A 19,473-nucleotide genomic window follows, 5' to 3' on the forward strand; every position below is an offset into this window, starting at 1 on the left:
ACCGTATTTCACATTATATTTACGAAAATTTTGGTACTCATGACTGTCGACTTGTTTATCCCCTGCTTTATTGATCAATTCTATCCTCAAACAGCATTCAACGTGGTTAAAGTTTTGGAAAAGGCCGGTGCTAAGGCCAATTACAATCCGGAACAAACCTGCTGCGGACAACCATCATACAACAGTGGTTATTGGGATGAAACCAAGACCTTGGCCAAAAAGTTTATTAAGGATTTTGACGGTACTCGCACCATTGTTAGCCCTTCGGCGTCGTGCACCGGTTTTGTGAAGAATTATTACGGACACCTTTTTCAAAATGGAGATCAGGAATTCGACGCGCAAAACCAACTTAAAGCCCGACTTTTCGAGTTCAGCGACTTTCTGGTTAACCAACTAAAATATATCGATTTCGGAGCCAGCTTTCCACACAAAGTTTGCTACCACGATGCTTGCACGGCACTGCGTGAATACGGAATTAAATCAGAACCGCGTCTTTTACTTTCAAAAGTGAAAGGTTTGGAGCTAGTTGAAATGGCCGACACAGAAATCTGCTGCGGCTTTGGTGGAACCTTCTCTGCGAAGTTTCATTCAATATCGACAGCAATGACAGAACAAAAAGTTGAACAAGCGCTGGCAACGGGCGCTGAATATATCATTTCAACGGAGTCATCATGCCTGATGAATATTGAAGCCTACATTGTCAAAAATAATATACCGATCACCCCCATTCATATTGCCGATATTTTAGCAAGTGGTTGGTAATATCCACCTTGTCCTGTCCAAACTACACGCGACATACAGATGCCCTAATCATAATAACTGACTAGGTGAATTCATGTGCTGAAATACATCGCTATGGAGGAAAAGTTCGCGATCAAAAAACCTCTTTTTTTTTAACACTACGACAGAACTTACGTAAACAAAACTGTGAGCTTGATCAAAATAAGCAGGCCTAATTAATATATAGGATTCGATAATGTGGCTTAGAAGAATTTGAATTGACGAACCTCACGTCTATGTCACCTTGGTAATAAAACAGCTGTTTAACAAAGCCCCAAGCTTAGGAGGAAGAATGAATTAAATGCACACTATTTTTTTACAACGTTGTTAACAGAAAAGAGCATCCAAATGAAACCCAAGATTAAAATAACAAAAGATCAGGAACCATTGAAGCATCATCGTGTTCACTATTTACATATGCAAACCAACAATTTGTATAAACCCTGCCGCGACAACAAAGGTATACATTGCACTGGAAACAAATTAGAGTATATTGTCGACTGGGAAATTACAACAAAGGAAAAGGTGAATTTTCTGAAAGAGAACTTTTAGATCTGTTCTCTATGCATAGCACACACTTCAAAACTATCCGATACGCAGGCAAACAACAATCTGCATAGCCGACTTTGCCAGCGATAAATTACTTTTATATTTCTAAATCGATAAACGTATCCTTCATTCAGTCTTCTCAACTAATAAGGAGCATTCTCTAGTCGTCACGACAATATCCGAGAATAAAAACCAAGTTTCGGTGAAATAACAGAAGCCAATATAAGCTCGACGAATTGCAAAATGTGTCATTCCAACAGGATTAAAAAAGAAACCATTTCGGCATCGCATATACACTAATTGTACGAATAACATATTGAAAGAATACACCTGGTATTTTCTTTATTTTGAAACAAAATACAGGCATATTATTTCTTTTTTTGTATTTTTGTCATTAAATATCTATTTTAATTTAACCGTCAATACTATAAAATTACTTGAAAATTGGTAACTTTAACGAACCATTGTTTAAGTACACCCTTGTCAGTTCTCTTTTTTCAAGTTTTCGATGGTCCCTACCGGGAAGAGACTATTAATATCAACTACTGAGCTAATTGAACATTAACCTTAAAGACCGAATTTAACATGAAAAAGCAATTTCAACCCAAGCCGAAACCAAGCATTCATTTTAATCGTCATGTTTCATATTTTAAATCTTCGACGCCTAAAGCAAACGATAATTCACATCCTTCAAAAAACAGTAACCCAGACAGTGATCGATTTGGATACATTGTCGACTGGCAAATCACTGAAAAGTCAGCAAGAAAAACGAATGCCTAACTAAAAATCAAACATAAAAAAAAGGAATAGGTGTTTCCCAAATGGGAAACACCTATTCCTTTTTAATCAACTATCCGATCCCTCCATCACCAAAGTCATTTGCAACAAAACCGACACAGCAACTTAAACTCATTAAGGCCCGCTAACCTGAAAAGCCCAGCCTTGCATTCTTTAGCCAGGAAAATAGAAACAACAAATAAAATGGCCGGCATTCTTCGCCCGATTGAGATATGAATGGTTCTATTTTCTGAATTGCTTGCTAAACCATCAGCCAGCCGGGAGCAGACTAACGAACACGAAAATGATGTACAGGAGTATCTGTTTCAAATGAATAAAAAAAGTTTGACAATCAATTCGACACCTTACTTTCATGAAACAGTCAATATGTTAAAATTCATAAGACACAGGACCTGATTTAGAAATCGCAAAACGTTACTTGCGTTCTATAATACCAATCCCTCTCCTCACTTTCACGCTCATATAGCTAGGGAAACAAATGAAAAGATACCAGAAAATTAATCGTGGCATCGAAACTCAGAGAGAGGAGTTTTCATCAATTTTCCCTAATTTTAAGAGAAGGAAGACAAACTTGGACTCGAGAACAATTCAAAAAGACTGATAACCAACCAATATCAAATTCACCATGAAAATATCCAAACGTCTAACTCAACTATTGATTTGTTTATTCCTGATGGCATTTGTCTCCACTTCGGCGGGACAGGATGGACACCATTGGACTGAACAATTTGGAGCAAGTTCCATGTTTTTGGGTGGTTCGGTTATTGGCGGTGTTTCGGATTTGGGGGCCGTTTATTATAACCCGGGACGCCTGTCTCAAATGGATCAACAAGTTTTTGTTTTTAGTGGAAATGCTTATGAAATAAGCTCCTTTAAGGTAAAAGACTTGGTTGGAGACAAAGGGTATTCCAAGTCCGATTTCAAGGGAGTTCCCAACCTCACCGCTGGTACTTTCAAAGTGAGTTTTCTGAAAAAACATTACTTTGCCTGGGCTGTATTAGTGAAAAGTAATTCCAATATCAATATTGCTATCCAGGATGACAGGTACGGGGATATTTTTACTACAACTCCAGGAAACGAATATTTCAACTCATCCTTAAATCTTATAAATAAATTGAAGAATACCTGGAGTTGTTTGAGTTGGTCGTACCCCCTAAATGACCACCTAAGTGTTGGAGCAACAGCTGCATATTCTCATATCAAGAACGAAAAGGGTTCCATGCTGGACATGGCTGCCTTAAATGAAGAAAATAAAAACGCGGCAACCTACAGCTACAACAAGAACTACAATTTTTCTTTCAATGGGCTCCTCCTGAAAACGGGTATTTCCTATCAATATGATGATGGATTATTAGGGATAACCTTTTTAACGCCCATCATGAAAATTAAAGGAAAAGGAAATTACACCAACGAAAATTATGCTTCGGGACTAGACAATTTTTCAACCAACCCAGACATATACGGATACACTAACCAAAAAGATTTAAATACAAATTATCGTTCTCCATGGGCTATTGGCTTGGGCATTTCGCAACATCTACAGAAAAATACCATTCATATCGGCGTTGAGTGGTATAGCAAAGTGGGAGCATATACAGTCATAAACCCTAACGATTATGTGACCCAGAGCTCTGGCACAACGGTGTTATATGCTGTTAGTGATAACCAAAAAAGCATTGTAAACTATGGGATTGGAGTCGAATTATATATTTCGGAAACATTACGATCGTATGCCAGTTTTTACTCCGATTACAGCAGCATTGAAAAGTACGCCGAAAATAGCAATATGTCTGTATTAAATCCTATAAATTCGAACTTCTTCCATATTGGCGGTGGGATTTTACTAGATCTTAAAGGTACGTCCTTATCGCTCGGACTTACGCATTCAGGTACAAAATCGGAATTATCCCGACCGCTCAACTTTCCCTCAATTGACCTGATATCACAGAAAGATGACAACACCACAATTGCCTGGAACAGGTGGCGGATCATGTTCAGTTTGTCTGTACCGCTTTTTAAAGACATCCAAAATAAACTCGGATTGTAAAAACTGTCTTTCACCGACTTATAAAACTTACACAAAATAAGGTCGGATGAATTCCACGAAATTCATCCGACCTTATTCAATTTTTCAAACCTCTGCTAGGTTTGATTTAAATTACTTTCTCACAATACCTTCTTCACGAAGCTCTTTCATCATAATTTTCGAGTATTCCGAAAACCAAGTGTCAAAATCAGTAGGTGCAAAAGCGTCTGACTGAAACGACCAAAGCAGCGCCTTCGAACCAACATCATAAAAATTTGATTCAAAATAATATGTCGTTTCCTTAGTCATATAGCCAGGCTGACTCGTTTGAGAATTCCGATACGAGAAATAACTTTGATAATCATTATAATACAAATAGCTAAATGGAGGCGTATAAACAGTTTTACTACCCGGCGTGTAACGGTCCTCTGTTTTAATGTCCAATAATGATATTGTCATCAATCCGTCACAACCCGTTTTCTCAAGCAACGCGGCCAACTCAGTTTTATTGATTTTTCGATATCCAGCTAGCGAGTCCGGTAAAATATCGAGACTTTTTACAGCGTCTAATTTTCTTTTCTTAATAAATTTGACAATGTGCTCTTCCACTTTATTTCTCATTTCTTCTTTGGGGATTATCGCAAGAACACAGACCTTTTTATAGGAGTCTTCAGGGAGAGCATCTCGGTCAACCCAGGAACTGGTAATTTTTTGAGTCGGAGAACAGCTGTTGACCAATACTGCTAAGAGCATTGTCATTACTGACAGAGTGAGAAATTGTTTCATAAAATTATTATTGGTTTTTAAATATAAATACAATTCGAAGACAAAGTCTTCAGTTAATCTGAAAGACGTAGCCAGTGCATAAAATAAAAGCAAATAACTAAAGGAGAAAAACTTTGGAATGCTACCTGAATAGCCATTTGGGCTCATACTCCTCGACAACAAAACAGAAATATATTTAAACTAAAAATATAGCTTAAATATTCTAACAGCAACTATTGAAGTCAATTTATTATCCGTATCAATAGTAATTTATATTCGTATATTTCCCAATTATTAGCGAAGAAGAGATAGTCCTCCAAAGCCATTTATTAACCCGCAATCTTAAAATTCCTACAAAAAAAGAACGGAGCACACCCCAAGGGCATAACTCCGTTCACATCGATCTGCAATCAACCAGATGGTTGTATCTTAAGCTAACTGTGCTTACTAATTTTCAGGTAGATCTCTCCCCAGGGTGGTAACCCACCATAGTTTCGATCATCGATATAAAGATCTGCAACAATTTTCCTGCTAAGCTCGTGGCCATCATAAACTTCATCCGGAAAACTTCGATTTACAGCATAAAACTCTAGTCCCCTATTTCTGCAAAAACCAAGCGCATCATCCAATTCTTTCCCGTTTCTCACGGTCCACAGAATCAATAGATGTCCTTCCCTTTGCAACAATTTCAAAGTTTGTATCGCAAAAGGAACTTCTCTTCCGATTTTCGGATATCTGTGTTCAACGATTGTCCCGTCAAAATCCACAGCTATGACCATACACTATATCATCTATAAAATTGTTTAGACTAGACCTTGTTTAACCTTAAGACTATCGTCAAAGTAACCTCCGCCAGACCGAAATAGACCTTTAGATGAAGTCATATAAGAATCGGCGTAGGAACCTGACTTTTTCGGGTTGATATCATTTATCACAATCCCAACCTTTTGCAAACCATATTGCTCAACATTGTAATTTAATAGGTCAATCAGTTTTTTGTGTGTAAAACCTTGCCGAACAACAAACAGATTTACCCCCGCATGCTTGCCAACAATTGCAGCATCTGAGACTAGTGTGAATGGAGAATTGTCGATTATGACAACATCATAGTGGCATTTTAATTCTTCAATCAATTTATCAAACTCTTCAGATGCAAGTAGATCTGAAGGATTTGGAGGTACAACCCCTGCCAATATAATATCTAAGTTTTCAATTCCTGAAGGCTTCACAATCTCGTCCAGCTTATGATGTCCTATCAGGTAGGTACTAAGCCCGACATCATTCTTTAAGTTGAAATAATAGTGAGTTGTGGGTTTCCGCATATCAGCTCCCAACAATACAACCTTCTTATTATTCATTGCCATTACTGCTGCAAGATTTGCAGCGACAAATGTCTTCCCTTCCTCGGGAACCGAAGAATGGACGGCAATAACATTTTTATTTTCGCCCTTCTGCAAATAATTTAGATTTGTCCTCAGTTTTCTGAAAGACTCTGCGACAACAGACCGGGTATATTTAACCACAGGAACAGCTTCCTTAAATTTACTATGGAAAATGTCAGCTAAAATTGGAAGGCTTGTCATTTGAGCCAACTGTTCATTCGAATAAATCTTATCATCAAAATAATCAATTCCCCAAATCACCATCAGTGGAATGAAAAAGCCCAACATACTGCCCATCAATAGGTTTACAAGAGACCTCGGGCCAACTTTGGTCTTTGTCACCAACTGGGCAGGATCAAGAACCTCAATTTCAGGCAAGTTGGCTGCTTTTGTTATTTCAGCTTCTGCGCGCCTCTGAAGAAGGAAATTATATAATTCATTATTTAAATCTACCAATCTTTTAATATTCACTAAGTCTTGTTCAGTGCGAGGTACATCGCTCAACTGAGCTTTTACTTCGTAGATCTCTCTGTTCAACCCATCCAACTCGCGTTGAGTGTTAAAAACCAGGTTATTCAAATTCTCCTGTAAACTTTTCCTTGTATATTCAAGTTCCCGGTCTACAATAACTAAACTGGGATTTTTATCTTGCAAACTATAAGAAAGCGCCTCCTTTTTGCTGTACAGTTCACTCAATTTAACAACCAAATTATTAAGACCGGAGTCAGTAATACCGACAACAGACGGAAAAGTAATATTTTGAATCTTATCACCACCTTCCATATATTTTTTTAGATCTTCATAATAACTCAACTGCATTTCTGCCATTGACCGTTTAGAATCAAGATCATTTAATTTTTGCATTATGATTTCTGCCTTCCGGCTTAAATCAAAAACGCCTTTATTGGACCTGTAGGCGGTAAACTGGGTGCTGGTCGTTTTCAACGTATCAACTACAGCACTCAACTGTTGATCAATAAAGTTAATTGTATTCTCTGATATTTGATTTTGCTCTTGAAGGGTATATTGCATATATACATCCGCAAGCATATTTACATAATCAACGTTTCTTAACGGATTATTACCAGTAATCTTTACAGTCAAAAGATTGGCATCTTTCTCCACGCTTGCAACGTCTATGTTTCCGACATAACCTAATGCTAACTGCGACAAATCATTGAATACAAAGTAGCAAGCACTCCCTGCTTCCGTTCCTGAATGATTCAGCGTGAAAGAAAAATAATTATTTTCAAACTTCTCACCATATCTCCCTTTACTTTCAAAATTGATCTGAAAATCTTCTCCAGCGATGTTAACAACTGCGTCTACTTTCGCAAAATAACTTGAATCATCGATTGGAGATATATAAATTGGGACCTGTTTGAGGTTTGAATCTTCAGGTAAAAAGGTAACATGAAAAGGCTCTCTGCCATACAAGTCTTCATCTCCTAATGGCAACTCTTTATACCAAGACACATACCATCCAAGTCTTTCAATAACTTCTAAATTAATATTGTAGGACTTTAGTATCCCGATGTGGTTTGCTAAAACGATATCGGGCTTTAACTTGTATGAATTAAAATCGCCCCCAAGTTTAACACTGTTTTCGCTATTCTCCTTAACTAACAATTTACTAGACACTTCATATTCCTGCAATGCAAACTTATTATACAAAAATGCAGCTCCTGCACCTAATATCAACGTAATCAAAAATATATACCAATAACGACCAAATTTCGCTATAAGCTCTTTAAGATTGAAAGACTTATTCTCGTCTTCCAATAATAGTTTTATAATTTCATCATTTTTTTCCATATCAATAAAATTGCAAATCGATTAAATACTAGAACGAATTATATCACTAATTTCGAATGAGAGTTATGACAACAACAGCAGTAGAAATTGTTGAAAGCATTAATGTATAAAGAGGTGCATTCAGCCTCGTATTCTTAAATGATTTATCAGGACTGACATAAATGACGTCGTTCGGCTGGATATAGTAAGCAGCAGAACTCAGTAATGATTTATCAGTTAAGTCAACTTCAATAGAATATTTACCAGCTTCATTTTCCCGGATTACCTTCGCCTTTTCAAGCTTTGAATAGTCTGTGGTTCCCCTTGCATTACTAATAGCTTCAAGTATAGTACAAGTATTGCTGTAATTATAGTAAACACCTGGCGTTGTCACTTCCCCAAGAACCGCATATTTGAAACTCAATAACTTAACGGTGACCATTGCTTCTTTAAAGTACTCACTCACTCGCTTATCAATAATCGTTTGAGCTTCGTCAATCGTCGCTCCTTGTAAAAACACATGACCAATAATGGGTAATTCGACATTACCATCCCCATCTAATTGGTAACCATACACATACTGTCCTGCAGGCGTCGAATACTGATTATTCCCTCCACCACTCGTCCCGGTGGACGTTGACGGGTTAAATAATTGGCTCACTTCCGGATTCATAGAACTCACCTGAATGTATAAATTATCACCAACCTTAAGTTCATAATCATTTGTTGAAAATGCAATTGACTGATGAATCTCACCTTCGGGCAAGTTTTGGAGATAAGTAATTTCCTTGGCTGATTTACAGGAACCCAGCAGACCAAGGAAAACAATAATTATTAGATTGCAAATCGATACTTTACTGTTCATAAAAATTAATATTAAATCATAAAAAATTAAATTGATTTCTATAGGGGTTTTGAAATAAAATCATGCCTATTCAACATGAATGGCTTAGAAAGATAACAGTCAGGAGATAAAAACATACTTGAATTTTGTGCGGGAATGTATTATGCAACGATTAGTTCCCCGAAGCAGCTCGTAATGAAGAGGATAAATTGTTTTCCCGCAATTCGATTAAAGTTAAGCGCAGGGTTAGTACCTGCGCTTAGGAATATATAACTAAAAGCAAACTAATTCTCTTAACGCATACATAATCAGCCGATAACAACAATGACAATAGTTCAATCGAATTGCGCTAAGATCAATAGGGATTTCGTAAAAGAAAAATGAAAAGGTATACATATGAATTGCATATGCGAAACAATGTTAAAAGACCGATAAGTCTCACACTGTAGATTAAATAACATTCCCATGTAGTTATTACAAATCTGGTATGAAATTAAATTTGACCGTTGAATGATTTTACGGCTTCGCCGACTCACCCACAGGAGGCAGAAGTTGGAAATGGTAGTGATAATGTTCTTGGTCAAAGATCAACTCTTCTGTCGAAATACACAAGAGGGCCATCGTTTATTTAGAATAAATTAAAATAGCACAATCAGAAAAAGATTATAATCAACTCAATTAAAGCCGTTTACACAAACACGACATCAAAAACCCAAAATCAGAGATCCCTATCATTTAACATCATTTTAACGTTAAACCGATAAATTTTGTAAAATAATTAACCCTTCCGAATACCTTAGTAACACTTAGCCTCGGTCTAATTTTGTATATTGTAGAAAGCGGACACACCTCAAAAACAGACTTAAATGAGACTCAACACCCCTATCCTTAAATACTCGGCGGGAACAGTCATTGTCCTCCTTATTGCTTTCCTTGTATTAAGTAAACTAATCCTACCTGCAATGGTCAAAGAAAAAATTGAAAATATTGGCACCGAGCACCTTTCAATTCAAGTCGGCCATATCAACACATCAATTCTTAGCCAGAGTATCTCTTTAAAAGATGTAGCTTTAATAGATCAAACGGGGAAGTTTGATGTTCAGTTGAAGAAAATAAAGCTGACAGGCGTGCATATTTTCGAATTGCTCATGCATAATACGATTGAAATTGGGGAAATAAGCATTCAATCCCCCGAAATAAAAATCAACCAACAAACTCCTCAACTTGTCGCTTCCAATAAAAAAGGCCTTCGTCGAAGCTTCCCAACACTTAAAATCCATGAATTGAATGTTGAAAATGGTACTTTCCTTTTACGTGACTCAATTTCGGGCGCAGACAGTATTTTCAGCTTTTTGTTTGATGCACAAATCAAAGACATCGATAGTCAATCGCAATCAGGTGATTCCTTAAATGAAATCCCAAAGTTCGAGAATATCACCATCAACATTAGTCGTTTAAATTATAAAGAACAATCGGGTAGTTACCGCTTTACAATCGATCAATGCCAATTAAACACATCGCTTAAACAACTTACAATCAATCAGGCAGAATGCACTCCAATCCTTTCAAAATATGAAATAGGCAGGAAAACCGGGGTTGAAACCGATTGGTTTAATATTACAATCAAGCAGATACGTCTAAATGGATTTAAAATTGATAATCTGATAAGACAAGAGTCGCTGAAACTTCAATCCGTTCAAATTGATCAATTTGTGGGCGAAACATTCATAGACAAAAGGCTCCCGTCCCCTCAAAAACCGGATTCTAAAATTCCTTCCGATTTATTTCGATTACCTTCAATCCCTTATTCATGTGATTCAATTATCATCAATCGCGCTAGCATTCGTTACTCCGAACGGGCGGAAAACTCCACTGAGGCCGGATTTATTGACTTCAATCAAATAAACGCAACAATCCTGAATATCACGAATAATGACAGTTTGCCAAATTTACCGATCAAAATGACCGCAGAAGCTAAAATCATGAATGAAGCAATCCTATCTGCTGAATTTCAATTTGCCACACCAGGTATGTCCCATCTAAATACAGTAAGCGGAAATCTGAAACCGATGCGCTTTCAATCGCTGAATTCGGTTGTGAAACCAAACATGGGAGCTCAGATACAAAGTGGAACCATCAACCATTTGGATTTTAAGTTTACCTACGATGATAATCATGCTAGCGGAAAACTTGTTATGGATTATGAGGATTTGAAAATTGTTTTTCTCAACCAAGAGAAGAAGCGAAAAAAGCAAGTCGAATCCCTTGTTGCCAATTCAATCATTATTCGCAGCCACAACATTCCAGATCAAAAATACTATAGAAAAGGAACAATCAATTTTGAGAGAGATAAAAAACGTTCATTTTTCAGTTTTTGGTGGAAATCAGTTCTTAGCGGGATTCAATCTATTGTTGTAAATTAAACCACAAAACAAGCCTTTCGAAAAGTCCAAACATTCAGCCTGAAGCAATGTTCTAAAATCGAACAGGTCTTACAAAAAAGACATGAAAACAAGCGCTCTCATTACCATATCTTTCTTTTGTCTACTATTTCAATTTCCGGACCAATTAGCCGCGCAGGAAAATTATGAAATTAGAAAGATTAAATTCGAGGGGAACGATACTATTCCTGAAAGCATGCTCTCGGATGCCATGGTATTGCATTCGGTAAGCTTCATGGAAAAACTATTCATGCAAAAAGAAGCCTCCCTCTATCACGATCAGCTAATCGAAACCGATATTGAAAGGCTTACCCGTTTTTATCATCGCGAAGGTTTTCTGGATGCTAAAATTGACTTACTGGATACTGAGATCAACGACAAAAAAGAACAAATAAACCTAATTTTCAAAGTTGAAGAAGGACAGCCTTTCCGAGTCGATTCAGTCAGTTTTACAACGACAAATAATCCTCCTGAAATTAATGCTAATTCTGTTTTTCGAACCGTCCAAAAAGACATTGTATTACACAAAGGAGCACGTTTTGTTGACGATGAGTTGGTAAACGACCTCAACCGAATACAAAATGAATTCAAAAACATTGGTTACGCCTATGCTCAAACAAGTTACACCCTTACACCGAAAGTTGCAACGCACCTGGTCAGCATTCAATTTGTTTTAGATGCCGGTCCCAAATGCTACTTTGGAGAAACAACATTGGATGGAAACATCCATGTGAAAGAAAAATTCATTCGAAAGCAATTAACTTACGAAAAAGGCGGTGTTTACAATTCCAGCCAATTGGACGAAACCCGAAAAAATATGTATAAACTCCAATTGTTTTCAGTACTCTCCGTTCGACCGCAAACAACAAAAGAGAAAACAACGCCAATCCCCATCAAATTATATATTGACGAAGCACCTCGTTTTACATCTAAATACGGGGTTGGTTATGGTACCGAAGACAAGTTCAGAGCGTTTACCGAGCTAAACTACAAAGGTTTCCCGAGTGGTGCCAACCGATTTAGCCTCCTGCTAAAACATTCAGCACTTACACCATACCAAGTCAACCTCAGCTATATTCATCCGCATTTTTTCGACCCCAAAATATCACTCACAATCAATCCTTTTATCAGTAGAAATAAAGAACCCGGATACGATATCCGGGATATCGGTTTTAACGTGAAAATATCCGATCAATTCACAGACAACTTTTCCGGTCATATTAATTACTACCTGGAAAAAGTAAAAAACTACGAAGCAGAAATAGATCCTGTGACCATGGAAGAAACCGACATTCCCTACAGCAAATCAGGGGTTCTTTTCAGTGTTTTGTTCGACGATTCAGAGCCAAAATTCTCCCCTTTAAAAGGACTCAACATTATGCTGGCGTACAAACTGAATGGCTATGCATTTGGAGGCGACTACAACTATTCGCGCATATGGACCGACATCAGGCACTACCAGGAACTGGGGAGCTTGGTACTTGCTTCTCGCCTGATGGTTGGAGGGATTCATTCGGGCGATCAGGATAAATACCTTCCGGCGGAAGATCGTTTTTATGCCGGGGGTAGCAACTCAGTTCGAGGTTGGCAACGATCGGAGTTAGGGCCAATACGCGATAACGGAAAGCCATTGGGGGGAAGTAGTGTCATTCAAGGATCTGCTGAGTTAAGAATCCCCTTAGTATGGAAACTTAGCGTGGTCAGCTTCCTTGATTTTGGTAATGTTTGGGTCGACGAATTTCATTACAAGTTGAACGATTTGGCCTATTCCGGAGGTGGTGGACTTCGTTTTGATACACCAATCGGTCCCATCCGTTTCGATGTGGGTGTTCCCCTTTGGAATGAAAAACGAAGTGCCGAGTTCTTTATCAGTGTTGGACAAGCTTTTTAAGTTATTATGAAGAAATTACTGATTATAACAATACGAATATTGGCTTGGATACTGGCTGTAGCACTTGCCTTACTGCTGGTCGTGATCGTTTTGATACAAACGCCCCCGATTAAGCAAAAAATCGCACGGGTGGCAGAAAAGCAAGCAGCAAATTATATTGACGGAGGGCTCACGATAGGCAAACTTGAAGGCAATTTATGGAACCATCTGCAACTGAATCATGTTTCGCTAAGTCAAAATAGCGACACCATTGCCAGCATTGAAACCATTGATTTAACCTACGATCTTTGGCCGCTATTAAAACATCAAGTTCAAATCAACACATTTGAATTGATAAACCCCCGGTTAAAATTGATTCAACTAAAAGACTCAAGCTGGAATGTTGAACATTTGGTAATGGAACAAAATACGCCCGCGGACACCGCTGACAGCACTTCTGACATGACATGGGCATTCAACCTTCAAAAATTGAACTTACAAAACGGATCTGCCCAATTTCTCAGCTCCGACAGAATCATTCCTGAACAACTAAACGGACTATACATTGAACTCGGTGCTTTCTACAGTGAACATCTCCAAGAACTGAACTTACAACATTTCAAGTTTCAGACTGCCAAGCCCAACTTTGTCTTAAATCAACTCACATTTCATCTTAAACATTCGGATGAAATAACTGAACTGAACAATTTTGTTCTCGAAACAGCCAAGAACCAAATTGATGCAGAAGCAACTTATACTGACGAAAAAGCGGAGACATCGTCGCTCGATTTGCAAACCAAACCGCTAAATACCGATGAGTTTTCCTTCTTTCTCCCTGACTTAAAGTTCAAGGTAAAACCGCAGATCAAATGGAAGGCCAAATTTAAAAATGAGCAACTCTCATCAACCATAATACTGACTAACGAGGAGCAAAATATTGACATCACAATAAAAGCAGATAACCTTTCAAGCTGGGTCAGGCAGCCCGATTCGACCGAATTAACTTACCAAATAGAAATTGATCTTGACAAGGTCAAATTGGATGAATGGAGTGGCCTCGCAGATTTAAATTACATATTGGCTGGTAACATCAATTTAGATGGAAAAGGAACTGACCCGAAAAAACTCCAGGCCGATTTGACAGCTGATTTCTTTGATTCGAATATTGCAGGCTACCTCCTGAAAAAATTGACCGTTACTACAAACTATCAGGCCGGAAACCTAAAAACAAATCTGTCCATGGTCGCTGCTTTCGGGGAACTGACAGCTAACTCCAACCTCAGGGATTTATTTGGCACACCGAAATACAAAGCAACGCTGAAATCGGAGCACCTCAACCTGGGACCACTGATGAACAACGACAGTTTGACCAGTAATATCAACCTCCGTTTGGATGCGGAGGGGAGCAGCTTTGATCCGAAAATACTGCAAGCCAAAGCCACACTCGTTTTGCAACCTTCCAACTTCATGGAAATTCCAATCGATACTGCCTATGCAGACCTAGCATACGCCAACGAAGAACTTATCATCGAAAACTTAAACATCAGGAACGCCTCAGTAAAAGTCGGGGCGAAAGGGAAATACAGCCTTACAGGCATCACCGGGTTAAACCTGAACGGGGAAATCTCTTCCCTCGAAGCATTCAAAAGCTTTCTCCCTGAAGCGATCATCAAAACTTCAGGCGAATTTAATGCGCAGCTTTCGGGGCCATCTGATTCACTAAAAATTGATTCGCAGCTAAATCTTCGTGATACAAAATACGATGATTTTCAAATTGAAAACGCCGCTATAACGGCCAATGGATTCGTCAGCTCGTCAATTCATTTTAACACTGAAATCAAGGCCGAAAATTTCAAAAGTAGTTTCATCGAACTTGATTCAATCAATTTGAAAAGTGAACTATTCCCGGACTCATTGGAATTGCAGGCATCAATTACAAATTCTGATCTTAACAGCCAGCTAACAACAAGCCTCAACTGGAAAGATCAAATAACTGTTTACCTGGGAACGTGGGACATCGGTATTCTCAACCAAAAATGGGCATTGGAATCTCCCTCAACCTTTACAATCGATTCCTCCGGATACAAAATTGACCAATTCAAATTGAGTTCGCTCGGCCAACAATCCATTAGCATGACTGGCGAAATCAGTCTTAAAGGCGAAGAAAATTTCAAACTCAATATTTCGAAAATTGATATCGGAGCGTTGCTCCAAACACTGGAAGTCGATCAGGGAGTTTCCGGCTTGCTAAGTCTAGACCTCCAACTGAGAGGAACCGCACAAGCGCCGGTTATTGAAAGTGATTTTAAAATTGACAGTGCGGCTTACAACGATTTTAATTTCAAAAAAGCGGAGGGAGAAATCAGTTATGCGTCCAATCTTTTAACACTCAATTCGGAGCTTTCGTTACAACGGCAAGGTCAATTTTTGGCAAAAGGGGAAATTCCCTATAAGCTCAATCTGGAGACTTTGCAAACCAGTTTTGACCAGGATAACGCCGTAGACGCTTCGGTTCGAATTGTTGATTTGCCATTAGCACTAATTAGATCTGCCATAAACGCAAAAGAGGTAAACGGGCTGATTAATGGTGAAGTGAAAGTAAACGGATCAGTTAAAGAACCGAACCCAACCGGAGAGTTGCGGTTGAAAGATGGGAAAATCAAAATACCCGAATTTGGTATTGACTATCGGGACATTCAGTTTGCAACCACTTTCGACAATGACATTATTCGATTGGACACGCTCGGAATCAGCTCAGAGGACGGGACAATAACCGGAGGAGGTAACGTCTTTTTCGACTCTGAATTCTACAAGGGGCAAATTAACAAATCAACCATCAAATTGAAGTTCAATAAATTTAATCCGATCAATCAAAAGCAAATAAACATGCAACTCTCCGGAGATGCAAGCTTGAATGGAGAAAAGGATTCCGTGATTTTTGATGGGAACCTGGAGATTCCGCAATCTGAAATTTATTTGCCGGCTGTGCTCAACCTCATGGGTAAAGTTTATACTGCTGAAATCCCAAAATCAATTCTCGTTCAGGAACTGGAAAAGCTCCAAAACAATGAAGACTCAATTCCCACCCCCCAAAAAACAATTGAACTGCAAGACAGCATTCGCAGCGCGTATTTCGATAACCTAACGGGAATAGTTAAAATTAAAATTCCGAGAAATACATGGGTTAAGAACCTCAATCTCCGCCTTGAACTCTCGGGCGATCTCGAGTTAATGAAGCATCGTGAATTTGTTGAGCTCTTCGGTTCTGTAAATATCATCCGGGGGCAATACGAGCTATTTGGAAGGACCTTTGTCGTCTCTGAAGGGGTAATCACCTTTGAAGGTGGTGAAGAAATAAATCCCAATATAAACTTCATCGCCAGCTACACCATCAAAAGCAGGAACAGCGCATCCCGAACGTTAAAATTATTTGTTGAAGGCGAAGCAATGGATCCGCGGATAAGTTTCACGCTTGACGACCAAAGCATTTCAGAAGGCGATGCCCTGTCTTACATCGTATTCGGAAAAAGTTTAAACGAATTGAGTGCCACAGAACAAGATAACGTGTCCGGCTCCTCCCAGGAAGCAATGGCCAAGTCAGCTGCGGCGTCGATACTCGCATCACAATTGACCAAAATTTTAGGTAAAAACCTGAATGTCGACTATATCAAAATAAATAGTGAAGATGATTTTGACAACGGAAGTCTTGAAGTTGGAAAGTACATTACAAACGACTTGTTTTTAAGTTATGAGCAACAATTTGGCGCTACCTCCGATCATGACTTGTCCCGTTACGAAGTGAAGCTTGAATATGAAATTCTCCGCTTCCTCTTTTTACAGCTCAATAACTCGACGAACGATAGTGGTTTTGACATTATTTTCAAAATCGATGCCGATTAAGGAATTTCATAATTGAAGAAATTAAATCAAACATTCGATTAAAAGGAGATATTTTACGTAAAATATTGACTTCAGTTATCAAAAAGCGTAATTTGCATGTTATAAACTCTTTTATAATTCTACATGCTGTCCAATCTCCCTAAAAATTCCGATTTCCTGATCAATGCACTAAACAGCGCTATGATAGGAGTTTGGCACGCCAATATTGGAGAAGGGCAAATTTTCGTTAACGACTCATTCGCCGCCATTCTCGGATACGAAACATCGGAATTAAATCCAATTCCAAAAGAAAGTTGGTTCGAATTGTGTGATCCGGCAGATCATCCTTTATTATATCAGTTAATGGAAAACGTTTCTGTCGGGACCAATAACTCCTTTTCAAGAAATTGCAGATTGAAACACAGGGCAGGCCAGTGGGTTGATGTGCAAATAAACGGTAAAATCACTGCCTTTAACGAATTAGGGAATCCAACTCAGGTAACAGGTACGCTCTTCGATATTTCCTCTTTGGCAAAATCCAAATTCGATCTCAACTACCGTTATCAAATTGAGAAACTGGTTGCGGGAGTCTCTTCCGATTTTGTCAAATTGCGGTTCGACTCGTTAGATAAAACCATCAACAACACCCTAAGAAAAATAGGTGAATTTTGTGAAATTGATCGAAGCTATCTATTTCTATTGCATTGGGACAAAAAAAAATTAGATAATACCCATGAATGGTGCGCCCCCGGGATTACTCCGGAAATAGACAATCTAAAGGATTTGCCTTGTTCTGTTTTTCCATGGTGGATGGAACAATTGTGGGATTCAAAACACATTTATATTTACGACGTTTCGCAAATGCCCGAAGAAGCGAGCACGGAGCAAGAGATACTTGAAGCACAAGATATCAAATCATTGTTGGTCGTTCCCATTCAAAACAAAGGGGAGTTAATCGGGTTTATGGGGTTTGACTCTGTAACAGCTCATAAAGATTGGTATCAATCAGATATTGAATTGTTGGAAACAGTTGGCAACACCATTGGCAATGCCCTAGCGGCCAAACACAATCACGACCTTCTGATTTTAGAAAAAGAAAAGGCAGAGGAAAGTAATCGTCTAAAATCAGCGTTCTTAGCAACGATGAATCACGAGTTGCGAACTCCGCTTCATCATATATTAGGCTTTAGCGATTTGATCAAAGGAAAAAGCATTTCCGATGAACAAACAAATTTGTATGCCTCAAAAATCTACGATAGCGGTCGAAATTTACTTCAAATTGTAGAAGACGTTTTAAGCCTTGCTACCGGAAATGAATCAGCTATAAAAATAAGGAAGGAAGTTGTTTCGGGAATTGACTTGTACGTCCAGCACAAGTCCTACATGAACGAAATTCTGACCACGATGAATCGCGGCAAGGAAATTTCACTGGAACTTAAACCGGATCCTGAATTTATGACTTCGAAGTTTCTGGCCGACAAAAATAAAATCAACCAAATACTGATAAACCTGTTTAAAAATGCGGTGAAATTCACGCATAAAGGGACCATTGAATACGGCATATCAGTCCAAAATAATTTGCTTACTTTCTACATGAAAGATGAAGGCCTCGGAATTTCAACTCAACAACGGGATTTAATTTTTGAGTTTTTCAGACAAGGAGAAGATACAACGACACGACGTTTCCACGGCATCGGAATAGGTTTGGCTATTTGTAAAAATCTCGTCGCTATTCAAAACGGCGACATTAGCCTAACTTCCCGAAGAGGACAAGGAAGTACATTCAAAATAACAATTCCGGTTGACCCAGTATCCCCGAATTTACCCAAACAGACGGAACACAAGTTCTTCCCTATACCCAATTATTCTTCTTCGCGCTTCTTATTGGTTGATGAAGATCCAAATAGTGCATTCCTGATAACAAATCTGCTGCATCAAACCAACGCAAATATTTTAACAACCGGCAATGATCTGGAGGCCCTTGCTTACATGGGAGAAAGCTGTTTTCTAGATGTCATTTTGTTGAATATTAAAGCCAGTTCGGAAGAAAGCTTACAACTCGTCCGGGAAATGCGCCGCCGCTGTAATAAATGTTCCATTATCGGACTGTCATCGCACTCATTGTTATCGGACAAAACCAGCGCAATAAAAGCGGGATGTGTTGACCTTATTAGCAAACCAATCGATACATTTTTGTTGTTTGAGGCCATTAATAAGGCTATTCTTAGCAAAAAACAAAGCTTCGTCCCTGAATTACCCTTTAAAAAATGCTAGAAATTAAAAGTCCAGCGAACCAGTTTCCCACTCCTGTATTGTCACTTCAAGAACCATTTCTAAGTTCGAAT

11 protein-coding genes are annotated in these 19,473 nt (G+C 38.5%); 7 read left to right on the plus strand and 4 right to left on the minus strand.

What is annotated here, in order from left to right:
• Positions 1–39 precede the first annotated feature (39 nt).
• From GJV22_RS14045 to GJV22_RS14055, 3 genes are all read left to right on the plus strand, one after another.
• Positions 40–762, plus strand: a complete 723-nt coding sequence (locus GJV22_RS14045; protein WP_163714670.1) for a (Fe-S)-binding protein — start codon at positions 40–42, stop codon at positions 760–762.
• Positions 763–1,128: 366 nt separating this feature from the next.
• The gene (locus GJV22_RS14050; protein ID WP_163714673.1) at positions 1,129–1,332 is read left to right on the plus strand and encodes a hypothetical protein; all 204 of its coding nucleotides are present in this window, start codon (positions 1,129–1,131) and stop codon (positions 1,330–1,332) included.
• A 1,420-nt stretch (positions 1,333–2,752) separates the two neighbouring features.
• The gene (locus GJV22_RS14055; protein ID WP_163714676.1) at positions 2,753–4,174 is read left to right on the plus strand and encodes an OmpP1/FadL family transporter; all 1,422 of its coding nucleotides are present in this window, start codon (positions 2,753–2,755) and stop codon (positions 4,172–4,174) included.
• Between the two features lie 111 nt (positions 4,175–4,285).
• Here GJV22_RS14055 and GJV22_RS14060 read toward each other — a convergent pair whose 3' ends face one another.
• From GJV22_RS14060 to GJV22_RS14075, 4 genes are all read right to left on the minus strand, one after another.
• Positions 4,286–4,939 (minus strand): hypothetical protein, encoded by a 654-nt coding sequence (locus GJV22_RS14060; protein WP_163714679.1) that lies wholly within the window; start codon positions 4,937–4,939, stop codon positions 4,286–4,288.
• A gap of 413 nt (positions 4,940–5,352) precedes the next feature.
• Positions 5,353–5,697: a BT0820 family HAD-type phosphatase gene (locus tag GJV22_RS14065; RefSeq protein ID WP_394367546.1), complete on the minus strand. Its 345-nt coding sequence runs from the start codon at positions 5,695–5,697 to the stop codon at positions 5,353–5,355.
• Between the two features lie 24 nt (positions 5,698–5,721).
• Positions 5,722–8,115 carry a GumC family protein gene (locus tag GJV22_RS14070; protein ID WP_163714686.1) on the minus strand — a complete coding sequence of 798 codons (2,394 nt, stop codon included), beginning with the start codon at positions 8,113–8,115 and terminating at the stop codon, positions 5,722–5,724.
• Between the two features lie 46 nt (positions 8,116–8,161).
• Positions 8,162–8,959, minus strand: coding sequence for a polysaccharide biosynthesis/export family protein (locus GJV22_RS14075; RefSeq protein ID WP_163714689.1), 798 nt, complete (start codon positions 8,957–8,959; stop codon positions 8,162–8,164).
• 941 nt (positions 8,960–9,900) lie between these two features.
• Between GJV22_RS14075 and GJV22_RS14080 the strand changes: the two genes are divergently transcribed.
• The 4 genes from GJV22_RS14080 to GJV22_RS14095 all read left to right on the plus strand — a co-directional run bounded on the left by GJV22_RS14080 (position 9,901) and on the right by GJV22_RS14095 (position 19,402).
• The gene (locus GJV22_RS14080; RefSeq protein ID WP_163714692.1) at positions 9,901–11,361 is read left to right on the plus strand and encodes an AsmA family protein; all 1,461 of its coding nucleotides are present in this window, start codon (positions 9,901–9,903) and stop codon (positions 11,359–11,361) included.
• Positions 11,362–11,443: 82 nt separating this feature from the next.
• Positions 11,444–13,270: an outer membrane protein assembly factor BamA gene (gene bamA / locus GJV22_RS14085; RefSeq protein WP_163714695.1), complete on the plus strand. Its 1,827-nt coding sequence runs from the start codon at positions 11,444–11,446 to the stop codon at positions 13,268–13,270.
• 6 nt (positions 13,271–13,276) lie between these two features.
• A complete protein-coding gene (locus GJV22_RS14090) occupies positions 13,277–17,149 on the plus strand; it encodes a translocation/assembly module TamB domain-containing protein (RefSeq protein ID WP_163714698.1) in 3,873 nt (1,290 codons plus the stop codon).
• A gap of 180 nt (positions 17,150–17,329) precedes the next feature.
• The gene (locus GJV22_RS14095; protein WP_163714701.1) at positions 17,330–19,402 is read left to right on the plus strand and encodes an ATP-binding protein; all 2,073 of its coding nucleotides are present in this window, start codon (positions 17,330–17,332) and stop codon (positions 19,400–19,402) included.
• The last annotated feature ends 71 nt before the right edge of the window (positions 19,403–19,473 follow it).

Source organism: Mangrovibacterium lignilyticum, from assembly GCF_010882175.1.
GTDB lineage: Bacteria > Bacteroidota > Bacteroidia > Bacteroidales > Prolixibacteraceae > Mangrovibacterium > Mangrovibacterium lignilyticum.

Excerpts from the sequence above, each read along its gene's own strand:
- GJV22_RS14045 (WP_163714670.1), top strand. The coding sequence starts at position 40 with ATGACTGTCGACTTGTTTATCCCCTGCTTTATTGATCAATTCTATCCT.
- GJV22_RS14050 (WP_163714673.1), top strand. The coding sequence starts at position 1,129 with ATGAAACCCAAGATTAAAATAACAAAAGATCAGGAACCATTGAAGCAT.
- GJV22_RS14055 (WP_163714676.1), top strand. The coding sequence starts at position 2,753 with ATGAAAATATCCAAACGTCTAACTCAACTATTGATTTGTTTATTCCTG.
- GJV22_RS14060 (WP_163714679.1), bottom strand. The coding sequence starts at position 4,939 with ATGAAACAATTTCTCACTCTGTCAGTAATGACAATGCTCTTAGCAGTA.
- GJV22_RS14065 (WP_394367546.1), bottom strand. The coding sequence starts at position 5,697 with ATGGTCATAGCTGTGGATTTTGACGGGACAATCGTTGAACACAGATAT.
- GJV22_RS14070 (WP_163714686.1), bottom strand. The coding sequence starts at position 8,115 with ATGGAAAAAAATGATGAAATTATAAAACTATTATTGGAAGACGAGAAT.
- GJV22_RS14075 (WP_163714689.1), bottom strand. The coding sequence starts at position 8,959 with ATGAACAGTAAAGTATCGATTTGCAATCTAATAATTATTGTTTTCCTT.
- GJV22_RS14080 (WP_163714692.1), top strand. The coding sequence starts at position 9,901 with ATGGTCAAAGAAAAAATTGAAAATATTGGCACCGAGCACCTTTCAATT.
- bamA (WP_163714695.1), top strand. The coding sequence starts at position 11,444 with ATGAAAACAAGCGCTCTCATTACCATATCTTTCTTTTGTCTACTATTT.
- GJV22_RS14090 (WP_163714698.1), top strand. The coding sequence starts at position 13,277 with ATGAAGAAATTACTGATTATAACAATACGAATATTGGCTTGGATACTG.
- GJV22_RS14095 (WP_163714701.1), top strand. The coding sequence starts at position 17,330 with ATGATAGGAGTTTGGCACGCCAATATTGGAGAAGGGCAAATTTTCGTT.